The 15,639-nt window shown below is 57.7% G+C and carries 9 protein-coding genes; 1 reads left to right on the forward strand and 8 read right to left on the reverse strand.

Going from position 1 to position 15,639, the window contains the following annotated elements; all coding sequences use genetic code 11:
• Nucleotides 1-61: 61 nt before the first annotated feature.
• From AACY98_RS09990 to AACY98_RS10015, 6 genes are read right to left on the reverse strand one after another with little or no spacing between them, the layout of a single operon-like run.
• Entirely contained in the window at nt 62-5,401 is a 5,340-nt protein-coding gene (locus AACY98_RS09990) for a hypothetical protein (RefSeq protein ID WP_339804676.1), read from the reverse strand.
• A gap of 2 nt (nt 5,402-5,403) precedes the next feature.
• Nucleotides 5,404-8,385, reverse strand: coding sequence for a lytic transglycosylase domain-containing protein (locus tag AACY98_RS09995; RefSeq protein ID WP_339804678.1), 2,982 nt, complete (start codon nt 8,383-8,385; stop codon nt 5,404-5,406).
• Between the two features lies 1 nt (nt 8,386).
• Nucleotides 8,387-9,109 (reverse strand): hypothetical protein, encoded by a 723-nt coding sequence (locus tag AACY98_RS10000; RefSeq protein ID WP_339804680.1) that lies wholly within the window; start codon nt 9,107-9,109, stop codon nt 8,387-8,389.
• A 45-nt stretch (nt 9,110-9,154) separates the two neighbouring features.
• Nucleotides 9,155-9,625 (reverse strand): hypothetical protein, encoded by a 471-nt coding sequence (locus AACY98_RS10005; RefSeq protein ID WP_126980067.1) that lies wholly within the window; start codon nt 9,623-9,625, stop codon nt 9,155-9,157.
• Nucleotides 9,625-11,910 (reverse strand): hypothetical protein, encoded by a 2,286-nt coding sequence (locus tag AACY98_RS10010; RefSeq protein ID WP_339804683.1) that lies wholly within the window; start codon nt 11,908-11,910, stop codon nt 9,625-9,627. Before AACY98_RS10010 ends, AACY98_RS10005 begins: the two co-directional genes overlap by 1 nt.
• Complete coding sequence (locus tag AACY98_RS10015; RefSeq protein WP_126980065.1) at nt 11,903-12,547, reverse strand: hypothetical protein; 645 nt, start codon at nt 12,545-12,547, stop codon at nt 11,903-11,905. Before AACY98_RS10015 ends, AACY98_RS10010 begins: the two co-directional genes overlap by 8 nt.
• Between AACY98_RS10015 and AACY98_RS10020 the strand changes: the two genes are divergently transcribed.
• Nucleotides 12,546-13,958: a hypothetical protein gene (locus tag AACY98_RS10020; protein ID WP_339804684.1), complete on the forward strand. Its 1,413-nt coding sequence runs from the start codon at nt 12,546-12,548 to the stop codon at nt 13,956-13,958. The genes AACY98_RS10015 and AACY98_RS10020 overlap by 2 nt on opposite strands.
• Before the next feature lie 138 nt (nt 13,959-14,096).
• On the opposite strand, the gene AACY98_RS10025 is transcribed toward AACY98_RS10020, so the two are convergent.
• Together AACY98_RS10025 and AACY98_RS10030 are read right to left on the reverse strand one after the other, a co-directional pair.
• Nucleotides 14,097-14,771, reverse strand: coding sequence for a DUF3592 domain-containing protein (locus AACY98_RS10025; protein ID WP_339804686.1), 675 nt, complete (start codon nt 14,769-14,771; stop codon nt 14,097-14,099).
• A 260-nt stretch (nt 14,772-15,031) separates the two neighbouring features.
• Complete coding sequence (locus AACY98_RS10030) at nt 15,032-15,538, reverse strand: hypothetical protein (RefSeq protein WP_339804688.1); 507 nt, start codon at nt 15,536-15,538, stop codon at nt 15,032-15,034.
• Between the last annotated feature and the right edge of the window lie 101 nt (nt 15,539-15,639).

Raw genomic sequence — 15,639 nt, forward strand, 5'->3', positions numbered from 1 at the left:
CTTTTGCCGGTACGCTTGCCAGCAAAGTTGTACATGCCCATGCACTCGCTGCAAAACAGCGCTAAAACGACCTGTGTTGCACACCAGGCGCCTGCCAGCCATTGCCCAAAGGCTTATGCACATCCTCACCGCGCGGCATCAACCCTTTGCGCCGGTAGCGTTCACGCACACGGTTTGGCCCCGTATTGCGAAACATATCGTTCACAGCCTCAAGCCGCTCGGGGTAACGCATGTACATGCTGTGCTGTACCTCGCGCATCAATTGCGCTTTCATCTCACCAGGGTTAAGCGCCTCCTGTATGCGGTTGGTCACCAGATAATCCAGTGCCTGGCGGCTGTAAAATAAATCCACTGATGGTGTGTTATACAGCAACGCCCCCAGCTCTGAGGCTGCCGCTGCATCACCACGCCTGCTGCTGGCATAAAGGGCTTGCAAATGATCCATGCGCATGGCGCCATAACCGCCTGCATAATCCCCCTCCACGCTGCCACCGGCCTGGCTTTGCCTGTACGCCTGTGCATACAGATAATCAGCATAAAACCCTGCAGCACCGCTTTGCTCCAGCGCTTGCTGCCATACATAGGCTTCCCCTGCCGGCCGCGGATTTTTACCCTGCAACACGCGCTGCGCACAATCCCCCACGTAATGCAGCATGCCTGCAAGCGTCATGCTGTTGGCAATCTGAGTCATCGGGTTAGCACTATCGCGCACAAACTCAGCCATGGCCTGTGCATTTTTGCTGTAAACGCCATTGCCCCATGTCAGATACAGCATCGCATTGGCCACCGAATCAAACTCTTGCATCACCCGTACCAGTTCGCCTTCGGCCGTGCCTGCAAGCGTACCGTCGTACAAAGAGGCTCGCGGCACACGCTTGCTTCCCAGCGCACCGACTGCACCATTCATCTGGTCTTGCAGCAGCGCGCGGTAGCTGTCAGCCAACTGCGCCCGGGCACTTGCAATTGCTTTTGCAGATGCCTCCTGCCCACGTGCCAGCAGATCTTTGGCAAATGCACCATCAGGCACAGCCGCCAGCGCCTCAGGCGTCAAAAAGCGCCGCCCATCGCTGGCCAGCGATACCGCCTGCCGCAGCAGGTCCCAGCGCCCGGCATCCATGTCATACGCTGTCAGCAGGCTCTGTATCCGTTGTGGCAGCACGTCAAAACGGCCGTCGCTGCGGCCTGCCAGCAAAGCCGCGTACTCCACCGTAAACGCCCTGCGCATCACGTTTTGCCACTGGGTCTGTGCATCCCAGCCAAACAGGTTATGCAGCCCCTGAAACAACTTCCCGGCCATCAGCCCCGGCGCATCCACCTGCAAGGTCAGTTGCCCCATGATCGACTGCCCCAAAAACTGCATGCTTTGCAAGGCACGTTTCTGCTCGGCCGCATTCAATGCTGTCAGCGGCTGTGCAATCGTGCGCCATGCATGTGTCAGCAGGCCATCACCATCGGGCGCATACAATGCGGCCATATCCTGCGGCAAATCCTGCAGCAAACTGCTGCTCGCCTGCCCCAGTTGCTGCACAGCACGGTAGTTTTGCACACCGTCCTGCCATTGCAGCGCCAGCTCATGCCCGGGCTGCGTTGCAGAGCCATCCAGCAGCCGCATGGCATCATCAATCTCCCGCCCACCGGCGCTGAACAAGGCAGCACGTACCGGGTCTGCCGCCAGTGATTCATAATGCCCATTCACCAACCGCTCCAGCATGACCTGCGGTTGTGTTCCAAACCGTTGGACCAGTGCCAGCCGCTGTGCTTGGTGTCTGATATGGTGCGCCAGCGTCCCCAATACATCACTTGTACCAAACGCACGCTGGTATTCAAACTGTGCATCTGCATCCTTGAAATACAGCCAGTGTCCGAATGCATCAGACGCAGGCGCCTGCGCCCCACCATGCTGCCGCCGGCTATGGTCATGTAAAATACCATTCAACACACGCGGTGCATCAACCCGCTCGTGCGCGCCCTCCTGCAAGGCATCAAACACAGCCTTCAGCACACCATTCTCTGGCCGGACACCGCGCTGCAAAAAAGTCCGCTCCATGTCCAACCGTGGTATCACAAAGTCGCGCCACTGCGCATACCCGGCATACGAAAGCCTGGCACTGTCATGCACCTGCGGCATCAAGACATCGTCAGCCGCGTTCAGATAAACACCTTCGGCCTGCAACTGCTCACGGATATGCTGGTTGAGCAGCATCACAGAATCTGCGGCATCCCGCACCTGCGGACTGTAGCCACTCAGGTCACGTTCTGTAGCCTTATCGGCCAGCACCCGGTAAATATCACGCGCGTGCCGCCTATCCGCCAGAATGCGCCAGCTTCCGCCTTCCAGTGCATCGCTGCGCAAAAAAGCCTCCCACTGCAGGCTGTATTCCCGCCCCAGTTGCCGCACAGAAGACACCTTGTTTTCAGCCGCATGGGAGTCTCCCAGCAGCATGGCCACAAAAGCCCGGGTATCCGAAACCGGCTGGTTGCGGCTGTCAGGCATTGCCGCTTTTTCACCCTCAACCAAACCGGCCGCCCCTGCACCATCCTTGCCGACAGCCATCTGCGTCTTCATTTGGGTTTGCATTTGCGTTTGTGTCTGTGCCTGCTCCTGCGCTGGGGTCAGCACCGATTCAACATCTGTCAGCCGGGCCGTAAATTTACTTTCATCCAGCAAACGGACCCGCTGCTGCTGCATGGCCCGCTGTTCCAGGTCCAGCGCCACACCTGTAGCCATCTCCTGCATCAGCGAGCGAGCATCCAGCTCTTGAACATCAGGCAAACCGTCAAACCCCTGCCGTTGCACCGCAGCCATACGCTCCTGCATCGCATGCAGCACCGCACGCACCTGCTGCGGCGGTACACCAGTCAAACGCTGCTCCAGCACCTGCGCCAGATGCTGCATATCTGCCGCCTGGTGTGCAGCCTCCACCAGCACAGCACCCGTGCGTTGCGCCGTCGCTATTTCATGCTCACCAGCAGCAATCTGTTCGGCAAAAACAGGTTTGCCCGTCTGCCCGCCAGACACATCTCCCTGCCCTGACACCGGGCCTGCCTGGGAACGGCTGTGCCTGGCCTCATTGCGCAAAGCCGCCAGCGCAATCGCACTCAGGTCCGCATCGGTCAGAGCCATCATCTGCCGTGTCGTACCAAAATGGCGGTAAACCCAGCTTCGCACTGTCGCTTTCACCTGCTGCACCAAAGACAGATCAGGATAATGCTGCACCACATTAGCCAGCATTTCCAGATGCACCGCACCCTCAGGGGTATAACGCGGCACCTGGGCACGCGCGCGCTGTGCCCATGGTTCAGAGCGCAACAGCGCATCGTCAAGCTGCTGCCTGATATCTGCCAGCACCTGTGGCCCCACCATGCGTTCAAAACCGGTTCGCACCCCTAACTGGTGCAGCAAAATACCCTTCACCTCCGGCCCCGACACATTATCAGCAACCATGTACACATCGCCATCGGGGCGCAACACCGTCTTCACACCGGCGGCATACGGGCCGCCCGGCACATCGGCCACAGACGCCACCACCTTAACCCGCCCGGCCTCCAGCAACCTGCGCGAACTGCGCCCGAACGCATCGCGCACCGCCCCATGTACCAACGCTACCGATTGAACTGATTGAACTGACTGCGCCGCCGGCATCCGGTCTGCGGCCTGCTGTGTACCCATTGCCCCTGCACGCTCTGTCACTGCCGGTTTTTCTGTGACCGGTGCCAAAAACGCCTGCCGCCTTTGCTGTTGCTGCACATGGGCCTGTATCGCCTGCTCCAGTTCCTGCACACTGCGCGCCAGCACCGTTTTGCGGCCTGGCGGCTGGTTGTCCACCGGCTGCCCTTTGGTCGCCTCTGCACGCAGTTGCCGGGCCTGCAACGCTGCCCGCGCGTCATAGCCTACCTGGTTTTGCGGCTGATGGCTGCGCTGCGCCACGCTCACTATATCGGCGTTATTAAGTTTGCCGGCATCGGCGTCCAGCACCGGCCTGACATCTAGCTGCTGCCCCTGCACCATCTGAACCACAGCCGCCTGCGCAACACTCCTGCGGGTCTCAGGCGCAGCACTGCGCAACTGGTCTACGCCCCGCCCAGGCGCAATCTGAGCCCACTCCAGCGCCTGCTGCATCACACGCTCACGCCGTGCCTGCACCTGCCCCCCGTCCGCATCCCTGCTTGCAGGGCCGTGCGTTTTCAAATCATCCTGCCAGGCACGCGTATAGTGTTCAATCCACTGCCCCACCTTCGCTGGCGCATTACCTTGCTGCGCCAAAAACTCTGCCGTGCGCTGCACCTGGGGTGACAACACCTGTGCCCCATCTTGAGCGGTAACTGGCTGAGCATCTGCCGGCGTGACCATATCCGTACCATGCGTCGTAGGCGCCGCCACATGCTCTGCAACAGCAGGCATATCCCGTGTAACAGCCCCAGCCGTACCGGCTGCGCCTTCTGGCTGGCGCAACTGGTGCGCCATGACCAGCGTATCGCCAATGTCATTGAGCACAGCAGCACGTTCTGCCGTGGGCAACCTGTCCACGCCCCGAACAACGCCCAGCACCTCATCCAGCAAATCCCCGCCTTTCTGGCGCTCTTCATGCAGCAACCGCACCAGCCCCGGATGCATCGGACTCTGCGGTTTGACTCCCGCCAGGCGCCGTACGCCCTGATACGCACCGCTCGCCATGCGGTTAATACCCACCCCGGCCACAGAACCCACCGCCACATTTTTAAAAGAATCCTGCAAACTATAATTATCCAGCGGGTTCATCTGCCGGATATGGTAATAAGGAACCTCCCGGGCCGTATTCATGATCACGTTATCGACCAGGTCTGTGGTAACACCGCGTCCCACATGCGCTATGCGCCCGATCGTTGACTGCTGCATCACCTCGCGCTCCAGTTGTGCCGCGCTGCCGCTCAGGACCCGACCGATACCCAGCCTGGCAGCGCCTATTCGCACAAACCTGCCTCCGGGAATCAGCGCAATGCCCGCCTCAACCGGATCACTCACCATCGGAACAACAAACCCAACCGCCATCAGCGCACCGCCGCGCAAAAACCCATTGTTATCACCGATGATGGCCTGCCGTGCACGCTGCCGCTGAATGCTCTCAACCCATTTTAGCAAGCCCGGTTCGGTGTACTGTTCACTACTGAGCTCAGCCCGCCCCCGTTCACTCAACGGCCCCAGGCGTTCCTCCGCCATGCGCAGCGCTTCCGTTGCCGATAACCGGGGTAACGAGCTGTCCTCATTCAACTGCTGAATGCTGTAATTGCGCAGCGCTGAAACACCGATTGCATCATGATGGGACAGTTGCACCTGCGCATTCATCTGATCGGAAAATGACGCACGTAAATCCGTGATCGAAAATTCATCTGCCGCAGTGCGGTAATTTCTGAATGGAATCATGGTTAACCTTGTATCCCGTAATACATATCCGTGCTGAAAGATTCTTTAAGCTCGTTACGATCAAGCTCTTTTAACTCACTCAGCTTTTCAGGCGTTATACCCAGTGTCTTCCAGGGTAAAACCACTGGCTTACCATCATTGGTATATGCACGGTATTGCTCACCGGTTTTTTTATCCACAAAAAACAATGCCACACCAGAACCATCATGCGCTGTATACAATTTGATGCTGCCATTGAACCTGGAAATATCAGCCACTCGACCATAGGGATCCAGCGAATTCGCCAGTCCCCGCGCATGAATATCAGGCGCATGGTCTGTAATCCAGTTTCTAATGCCTGAATCTGCTAACATTCCTACACGAACCCCGCCCCCCCTGATACCCAATGCTTCTGCGGCTTCGACAAGCTCCCGTGGCACCAGCAATCCATCATGCAGCACGTACCGGCTCACAACAGCCTGGGCAGCCAAATCAACTGCATCATCAATACTCATACTGTCTTTAGATTGCATCAAATTGAGATATGCCATCCGTTGTATCAATTCTCTACGTGCGTCAGATGCAGCTTGCATATGCCAGTTATCCGGCTCCAGCGTTTTATCAAGCAAAGCGACCTGATCATTCACCGCTTCTTCTAGTTTTTGAGTATCCTCTGTTGATAGCCTCCGCCCTGCAATCAAGGCTTCAACCTCGGGCTTCGCCATACCAGCTGCATGTACAATACCTTCAAACGCTTTGGGCGAGGCCGACAGTATCGGCATATACAAATCTGCCAACCGGTTGTCTCCTGCAAAAATTTCACCAAATGCCTGCCTGAAATTTTCACCATACGTGTCATACATGATTTTAATGTCACGTGCAACTGCATCCGGATGACCATTCATCAGATAATCCTGCCACGATGCCACCTGCTGGTTGTCCAGAAACCGCACCGCACGCCCATCCCGGCTCCACTGGTACTGCGTTTGAAACAAAATCGCATTGATCTGGTTTTGTGCCAGCATCATGCGTGCCATTGCATTTTGCTGTGCGGCCACATCGTTTCTGTTCATCGCGGCAATATATTCCGCCTTGGCCTGAGCATGCATACGTGAGAACCCTTCCCTAAGCGTCAGCATCTCTTCACCGCCAGAGAAAAGAGCATGGTATGCCGGGTCAGCCTCCCTCAGCTTTAACTCCGACTGCGCCGCAAGCGCCATCGCGGCCGGATTGGCTGCGTCAGACATGCCGGGAATATTCCCACCGTTCAGGTAATAACGCAGCATTTGGTTGCTGGCCTGCATCACACCCGGCCTGTATGCCATTGAATCTGTTTTCAACTGATATTCAGCAAACTTTTGGGGCGCCTCATCGCCATAAACCTGCCTCAGACTCTCCAGCGTCACCTGGCCTTGCTGCTCGGCAGAAGGCATCTGCCCCTGCGCCATCAGCACCATACACTGGTTATACGCGGTTTGGACAGCACCGGCCTGTTGCGCGCGCTGTGCCTGTTGCTGGCTTTGCAGCATGGTATAAAAACGGTGCTTATCCTCTGCGTTCAGATACTGCCAGTAGCGCGGCAATGCCTCCCCTTGATCAGACCCGACAGCCGGACTGAATGCAGGCTGAGCCGCTCCGGGTTCGGCCTCAGGCACTGCGCCAGAGACCGACTTTGCATCAGTTGCCTCGTTTGAGCCAGAGGTAGCTCCGGCAGAATACAACCCATCGCCTGACACCCCCATCGCCTGCGCAGCCCGCAAGTAATTACGCGTCTCCTGTGCGGGTGGCTCCCGACCGGCCAGCACCGCTCTGCTGGCCGCTTCACCCCCGTTGTAGTTGGCAAGCGCGGCCAGCATATTGCCATCAAAACGCCTGTACAACTCCCCAAAATACTGCTTGGCAGCATCCAGCGCGTAATCAAAGTTACGCATATCCTCATGCGTATACCGCCTGCCGTCTACAGATGACGTGAACGATTCGGCTGTCGGAGGTATAAACTGAAATGGCCCGACCGCTCTCTTATTCGACTCCCGATCATCCCTGACCCGGCCAAATGACAAATTTTCCGCAACCAGCACCGTTCGCAGCGCCATATACAGCCATGTATTCCCACCCGCTGCAGCTATAAGCTTGTTATTCTGCTCATCGGTCAGTTTAAACTGCTCCAGCGAACGCTTGACCCCTTGCGGAACAGCCGATGGATTCGCCACATTGACCGAAGTACCCCCCATCTGCTGCGACACCTGGCTGACATCCTTGCCATCCAGCGCCACGCTTTGCTGAGCTGCTGTGCCACCGCTACTTGCAGCACCGGGCGTCCTGATGCCCAGATCCTGCTGCATGGCAGATAACCCTGCGTCAGGCACCTCGCCACGCCTGATCTGCGCCTGCACAGCCGAAGCGGCCCAGGTACTGCGCGCATTATAAAAAATCGCATCTTTGCTGACCTGATCTATGTTCTGATTCAATGCCAGCATGTGCTCCAGCGAAGACGTCCGGTCATCAAACAGCGCCGGGTCATCCGCCAGCTCAGAAGCACTGTTGCTGACAAACTGAGCCAGCCCGAGCTTATCCCGCTCCACAAGCATCGTTCTCTGATAATTCTGATTGCTTGTTGAGAACCCCCGCCGCATCTCCTGCGCCTTGGTCGCAAAAAGCGCTCTGGCCCCGGCCGTTCTGAACGAATTCAAACGCTGCGCAAACCAGGGATCAAACCCCTTGTCCAGCTCCTGATTCAGGTCGGTATCAAAATCCCACTCCTGCTGGCGCTGCTGCATCTGCTCATTCCACATGCGCTGGCCTTCTTCCAGCATGCCCTGGGCCCGCATCTGCTCCTCAAACTCCAGTTGCGCCTGGCGTTTTTTCTCCATTTCGGCCACCACCTGCGCGCCTACCTGCCCCATTTGCCCTACCGCTGCACCCACAGGGTCCTTGCCGCTGACCTGCGCGGCCCCGCCGCTCATCGACGGCACCACCTGCCTTTGATAAAAAGGAATCGCCGGCATATCAAACCCCTCCTGTGCCGCGCTGATAACCGCGATAGCCTTTTGACAGCCGCTGACTGCCGTAAGCAGGCGTTTTCAGCAACTGGCTGGTGGCACTGCCCCTTTTTTTAATACCATCCGTGCCAAACGCCCACTGCGTCAGCGTATCCATTGAGGTAAAGCGCCCGCTCTGTTTGGTCATTGCCGGGTATTTTGACGTTTTACTTCCCGCCGATTGACCTGAATTCTTCTTGAACTGATCCTTCACCGGCTTGACACTGTCAAACAGACTGTACAGACTCACCCCGGTATTCACCGCCGCTGTCAGCGCGCCCATTTTGCCCGCCTTATAAGCCTGGTCACCCTCCCAGCGCTGCACGGTAGCCTGATTTTTCAGCCCGGTCGCGTCAATCAGCGCGTCCGTATGCACGGCGGCCACATCAGCCTCCAGATTGTCGTAAGACTGGCGCAGCATATCCAGCCGCGAGCCGCTTAAACCCACCCCCGACTGCGCTCCCGCAGCCAACTGCTCGCCAATCACCTGCCGTGCCTGCGAGCGCAACACATCCCCCCTGACCGTTGAAGCACGCAGGCGGTTGTTTGCCTGCTCCTCCAGAATCCGGGCATTGGCCCGCCCGGCATCCCTGGCCGAACGCCCCTGGCTTAATGCCCCGTATGCCTGCATCGCGCCACTGGCCAGCGTTCCACCTGCCTGAGGCGCTATCTGCGAAAAATCAGCTCCCATTACTTCCTCCCTCCTGTCTGCCGTACCAGCCGTGGCCGGCCTCCATCACACCGCACATTCCACCTCATGCACCCGTGCATACATATACGCATCGGCTCCATTGGCAAAAAAACGCCGCATCGTACCCTCACGTGTAAACCCCAGCAGCCGCACCCACTGGTTGCCGGCCTTAAAATCCGTGCGCACATACGCCTCCAGCCTGGTCAGCGGCACACTGCCGATATACCCTTTGGCGATGCGGCACCCGGCCCGCATGCAACGCCCGGCATGGCGCGACAACAGCGCCCACACCATGCCGCGCCCCTGCCACAACAAAAACGTACCGTAACAACCCATCACCTCGCCCTCATGCAGCAGCGCATATGCAGGCAGCGGCGAAGCCGCCATCGATGCATAAAACGCCCCCGAATCCAGCGCCTCGCGCATCGCCTCCTGCTCAGGCTGCAACACAATGGCCTGCAAATGCGCCTGGGTCAATGCCTGAATCTCCAGCCCCAGCTTCAACCCCACTCCCATCACCGGTCCTGTGTGGTCACCTGCGGGAAAATACCCACCAGCGTTGCCGCATACGGCTGGTCACTGACAAACACAACATAGCCGTCCTCACCATAATCCCCCGGAAACTCCACCAGCTTATCGCCGCTGAACAACGGCACCGCCTTGCTCATCGCGTGCTGCGGCGTTCTGAACATCAGCGTATCCAGCTTATCCAGGCTGGCGCCATAACGTCCGCTGCCCGTATCCAGCAGCCGGAACACCGCCTTATTGATCCGCTTGGTTTTGCCCTGTGCCGTACCATCGGCCGCAGCCGCCTCAATGCGCATCGAGCGGTAAGTGGCCGTATACGGCAACCCCACATGCACAACAGACGCAGCGCTGGCCAGCGTAATCGCACCATCCCGCACCAATGCATTCGACTGCACAGCACCATCGGCCAGCACCGCCACCTCGCACCCTTCCAGATGCGACAAGCCCTGCACCACCTGAGTCGGCGTACCACGATATGACAACCCGCAATCCAGATAAAACTGCTCGCTGGGATCCTCCCCGCTGCGATACATCGCATCCATATACTCGATACAGCGGCACACCCGGCCATTCACCATGCGCTTCACACACAGCCACAGCTCCTCGCGGTCCCCCTCAAAAGCCGGAATTACCCCGACCGACTCCACCTCGCCACTCACACTGTGCCGGTGCCAGCCCTTCACCTTCTGCTCGTTATTCCAGGTCAGCCCGATCAACTGCCTGTCAGAGCGCACCATCCACACCACCGGATCAGGCTCCTGCGCCAGCGCCATCGCCACAATCCCGAATGCCTTGCGCCCGCCAGACACCACCACACCATCGCCAGCGGTGATATGCTCGGCCACCACAGCCGCATCCTCCGACACATAACCATCGGCCCCGATGTTGTAATAAAACTCACGCGCTTTCAGCCCCGCACGCTGAATAAACAAAATTGAACTGCCATTCTTCACCGGCTGAATCGACTTGGAGCCATACTCCGACTGCAACACCGCGCGGATATTGTTTGGCCCCAGCGCATCACCATTGCTCAGCTCGCCAATCGCAAACTCGCCTGCGGCCGTACCCGCAATTAAATCCTTATCCGGCAGCAACCACTGAATGTCATTGATCTGCCCGGATGCCAGCGTGATACTGATCGCCATATCCGCTGTCACCTCACTGTTATCCTGAGGCGAAAAATCCGTAAAATCTTCAACCACCGAAGCCCACACCTTCTGCCCGCGCGCAAACCACAGGCGCGAACGGAAAAACGCCACCGAAGTCGGATACCCCTGCGCCTGATCCCATGCCCCCAGCGCCCAGCGCGTCGTCCGGTTCTCATAACCGCACACATGCAACGGCAACAACGACTTGCTCCACACCCAGCCTTCCACCTCATAGCTGCTGATCACATTCTTGATCATCACGCTGCCATAACCCGGATCACTGTACTGCCACAACACCCCCACCATGTGCACAGGGTTAAGCTCCATCACATTCGGCCCATCCCACTCCAGCCCTTCGGTATGCACCGGCTGCACCGTGCCGGTATAGGCATTGGTCTGGGATATATAATTTTTACCGTCAGAGCGCCGTAGATTACCAGGCCACACCGGCTCACTGGAAATCCATGGTTTCACTGCCGCATGTGCAGGCGTTTCCAGATATACCCACGTATCCAGCATCCCGCTGTGAAAAATCGGAGCCGATGCGGTCAGCCTGACATAACCCGACTGGGCATTCGCATAAATAGTCGTGCTTGAATCATTCAAATCCTTGAACGGCCCGTTTTTCGTCTCGTAATACAAAAACTCAAACCCCGTGGCCGACGTCCGCCTGAGCGTACAAACCGGAAGCCCCGGGCAGCACAGATACAGCACATCCCCCGCCTGCGCATACTTCAGTTTGGTGCTGCCATCGGCATTAAAAAGATGGCTCAACGTATAAGACGTCGCCACCTCCACCGGCAAACCACTTGCATTCAACAGCAACCCGCGCTCACCCGTGCTCGAATCGGTCGTATAAAAACGCGCATAACCAACCCCGAACTCCACCATATACGCCTGAGACACCGAATACTCAAACGGAATCAGCACACACTGCCCATTATCCTTACTCGTCCCGGCAAACCGCGTTCCGGCACGCTTCTTCAGCGGCCCCTGAACCGTGGGCACAAAATTCTCCAGCAGCGAAGCCGCATTCGGATACTTCTCAAAATCAACCCGGGCATCCAGCAGCGGAGAAATCTCCCCCGCATTAAAATTCGTCAGCGCAGGAGACGCCTTAGCCATAGAACCCTCCACTGCGTGCACTGTCAGCCGCCTCGCTGCCTGTCATGCCACCCGACTCGCGCGCCGCCAGCCAGTTACCCTGCGCGGCCACATCCGGAGCCGTTTCCACCGCATCCTGCCTGATCGCACGCCGCAGCGCCTGCTCATACTCCTGCCACAGATTCTGCTTTTTCGTATTCGACTGCGTCAGCGACTCACACGCCTCCAGCGCCAGCTTGCACGACAGCACCTCCACAAACAGCGGACTGAACAACCGGTAATCCTCCACCCGCGCCACATACCGTATCCGCAGCGGCGGCGCCCAGTCGCTCAACAGGCGATCCCCCTCAATCGACCACCACGGCTTACCGTGCCTGCGCGCCAGCACCAGCAAATCATTCAACTGCACCAGCGCCAGATAATCACGCGGCAGCAGGTAAGTAAACTCATAACCAAACGCCGGCGCATCAACCAGTGCCGGCAACTGTGCACGCCGGATCGCAAACTTCCAGTGGTATGCCGCCAGCTCCGCATCGCGCACATCGGCAAACAGCGCCTTCATCACCCGTGCGGCCTTCACATCATCTTCCAGCAACAAAATACGCTCAGCCCCCAGCTTGGTCAGCGCCTTGTTGGCAATAGCAACCGGATCCGTCATGCCCACCTCTTTTCTCTCATCATCATTTTCAATACGCCAGGCACACTATAAAAGCCGCCATGCTCGCTATGTGAACGCAGCCGCTACAATTCCCACAAACTCCCTCACACCGCTACCGCCTCAAACAACCATGCAAAACACCCCCACCCCCATACGGCGCTGCCTCACATTTCTGGCATCTGCCCTGCTGCTCGCCCTGGCCAGCAGCCAGGCCAGCGCAGACATCCGCGTCACCGGCATAACCACCTCTGACGCCCAAACCCGCCATGAGAACCACTTTCCCTTCATAGAAACCACAGACCCGGCCCGCCAGCGGGTGGCCGACAGCATCAACCTGCTGCTGCAAATATCCGAACTGCGCGCCAACTCGCCGCAAGCCGATACAGCCGGCCCCTACCCTCTGGACACCCGGCATGAACTGCAAAACCAGACAGAAAACCTGCAGCAAAGAAACTACCGCGTCATACACCAGACGCCCCGCTTCCTGACGCTGCAAACCGACATCGGGCCGCGCACCAACACTGCACAACTGCAACCCGGCTTCAGCCAGCGGTACATCCGCAATTACGTGTTTGATCTGGACAGCGGCCAGCCTGTCACCTTGAACCTGCTGCTCAGCCGCGAAGGCATCATCTGGCTCAATGAACAACTCATGGCACAGCGCAACGCCGTATACGAACAACTGCTGGCCCGCATACCCGCAGCACCGGGGCATAGAACAGAACACGAAACAAACACTGAAGCAGACCCGTCACAAAACGAATACACCCGTTATGAAGACTGCCAGCTCTGGTCCGTGGAAGAAGCCGGTGGCACCGTCATGCTCACCTCCAACGCGCAGGCCCTGCAACTGCTGCCACATACCCTGGTCATGGAAGACCTCGACACCTCCTGCCTGGGCGGGCAGACCACGCTGCACGGCGTCAACGTCAAGCCCGGCTGGCACAATGAAATCAGCTATGCCAGCCTGGCGCCCTACCTCAGTGCTTACGGCCAATGCCTGCTCAACGGCAGCGGCCCATGCCAGCCGCACTACCCCCTCAGACCGGAACCCGGCCTGTGGAGCGGCACCCTGCCGGACGGCAACCACATCACACTGGTCGTCACCAGTTACGACCCCCATTACATGGACGGCATGGGAGACGACCTGAACGGCTACATCATCTGGAACCGGAAGCACCTCTATCCGGTACGCGTTCACAACGAACGGCGCGACTCCAGCTGGCGCGAGCCTGAACCCGATACCGGTACCGACACCGTCCCTCAACCCATCTTCTCCGGGCCGTTTCGCTTCACCACGTCCGACCAGGTTGAACAATTTTTACAACTGGCCTTTACCACAGACGGCCTCTGGGAGTACGTCTCCACCACCAGCGATACGCAGCACACACTCAGCCCCGGCCTGCCATAACCACCGCGGCTCATCATTAAATACCAACAACCAGAAAAAAACCGGGAACGATGATCCCGGTTTCAGACAACGCTTCTATTCTCTATCAACGGCGGTCCCGCGCTATAAGCAGCCGCCCTTGCGCACAACTGCCATCCCTCACGCCCTTTCAGGAATGAAAGAAGTATCCATCGCATACTTTTTATAATTATTGATATCCACATACACATCCAGCATGCGGTCATCCGGAATGAACGGGTCAGGGTCCACCCACAAATTCTTACTGAAATAAACATACAGCTTTTTATCCTGAGGATTCTGCCACTCCGACACCAGCCGGTACGGGTGCCGCCCATTCACCGAAATACTCTGGTTACGCTCCACCCGCGTCAGCCGCACCGAAAGCCTCTGCCCGCTCTGCCTCAACCGCTGCAGCCTGGCCTCTCCTGAGCGCATCAGCCACATCGGCACGACACCCACCAGGAAAAAAACACCGCCAAAACCCAGCAAAGCCACTGCAAAAAGCCAGCCCTCCGAAAAACTGCCAATACGCGCCCCATCCGGTTCAGCCGGCTGGTAATACACCGGCACCCGCTCACCAATAACATAAGCAGGCGGGCTTGATCCGATACTGCCATGAAACATAATCTCCTGCCCGTCGGCCGTTTCAAATACAACCACCGGCTTGTAATGCTCATACCCGACCAAATCCACCACTTCGCCCGTCGTCTTCACCGAGCCCATACGAAACAGCAATGTCTGGCAAGCCAGATAACCACCTGCCAGCAAAAACACCAGACCGATAATCGCAAAAATCCTAAGCGTCCATTTCAACGTTTGACTCCTTTACATCACCATGCCACAACCACTGTGTTCAGGCACAGACAGACAACATCTTGATCTGTTCGCCCATCCTTGCTGCCTGCGTGGCATTATAAATAGCGGCAAAGCCTTTACCCCCTTACACGAGCAGATTGCTCGTTTTTCGCATTGACACGCAATAAAAAACTCACAGGCACATAAACCCATGAGGTCTGAACCAACCAGCAAACCGCACAACCAGCGCCCAATGGCCGATTGCTCAGCTCAATGACTCAATCCGTTTGCGTTCGAGTTTGCGCCTCGCGTTCCTTCTCTGTTGGCACAAAAGACGTATCCATCACATACCTTTTGTAATCGCGGGCATCCACATACACATCCAGCATACGGTCATCCGGAATGTACGGGTCAGGGTCCACCCACAGCTGCCTGCTCAAAAAAACATACAGCACCTTGCTGTCTGGATGCACCCACTCCGACACCAGCCGATACGGATGACGCCCATTCGCCGCCAGATTCTTATTCACTTCCACCCGCGTGAGCCGTACTGAAATCTTTTTGCCGCTGCGCGTCAGCAGCTTCCACCTGATCAGGTAACGCACGCTGCGCACTAAACCCGATACGCCAATCAAAAAGAAAGCAATGCCCCCCACCTGCATAAACAACAGCCCGAGCCATGTCCCCAAACCTTCTGCCAGACCTGCAAGCATACAAAATAAAATCAGGCCAGACCACAGCAGCCCCACCACGGTCAACAGCACACTCGCATAAATCGGCATCATCCATCCCCACCAGCCTGCCGTTAGATGCGGCAGCCATCTCACTTGTTTACAGGAAGAACAAGAGGCAGATCAACTGCCCCCTCGTCACATACCCCGAAACA

The organism is Saezia sanguinis (genome assembly GCF_963921665.1).
Lineage (GTDB): Bacteria > Pseudomonadota > Gammaproteobacteria > Burkholderiales > Burkholderiaceae_C > Saezia > Saezia sanguinis.

Excerpts from the sequence above, each read along its gene's own strand:
- AACY98_RS10030 (WP_339804688.1), bottom strand. The coding sequence starts at position 15,538 with ATGATGCCGATTTATGCGAGTGTGCTGTTGACCGTGGTGGGGCTGCTG.
- AACY98_RS09995 (WP_339804678.1), bottom strand. The coding sequence starts at position 8,385 with ATGCCGGCGATTCCTTTTTATCAAAGGCAGGTGGTGCCGTCGATGAGC.
- AACY98_RS10000 (WP_339804680.1), bottom strand. The coding sequence starts at position 9,109 with ATGGGAGCTGATTTTTCGCAGATAGCGCCTCAGGCAGGTGGAACGCTG.
- AACY98_RS10010 (WP_339804683.1), bottom strand. The coding sequence starts at position 11,910 with ATGGCTAAGGCGTCTCCTGCGCTGACGAATTTTAATGCGGGGGAGATT.
- AACY98_RS10015 (WP_126980065.1), bottom strand. The coding sequence starts at position 12,547 with ATGACGGATCCGGTTGCTATTGCCAACAAGGCGCTGACCAAGCTGGGG.
- AACY98_RS10005 (WP_126980067.1), bottom strand. The coding sequence starts at position 9,625 with ATGGGAGTGGGGTTGAAGCTGGGGCTGGAGATTCAGGCATTGACCCAG.
- AACY98_RS10020 (WP_339804684.1), top strand. The coding sequence starts at position 12,546 with ATGCCCACCTCTTTTCTCTCATCATCATTTTCAATACGCCAGGCACAC.
- AACY98_RS09990 (WP_339804676.1), bottom strand. The coding sequence starts at position 5,401 with ATGATTCCATTCAGAAATTACCGCACTGCGGCAGATGAATTTTCGATC.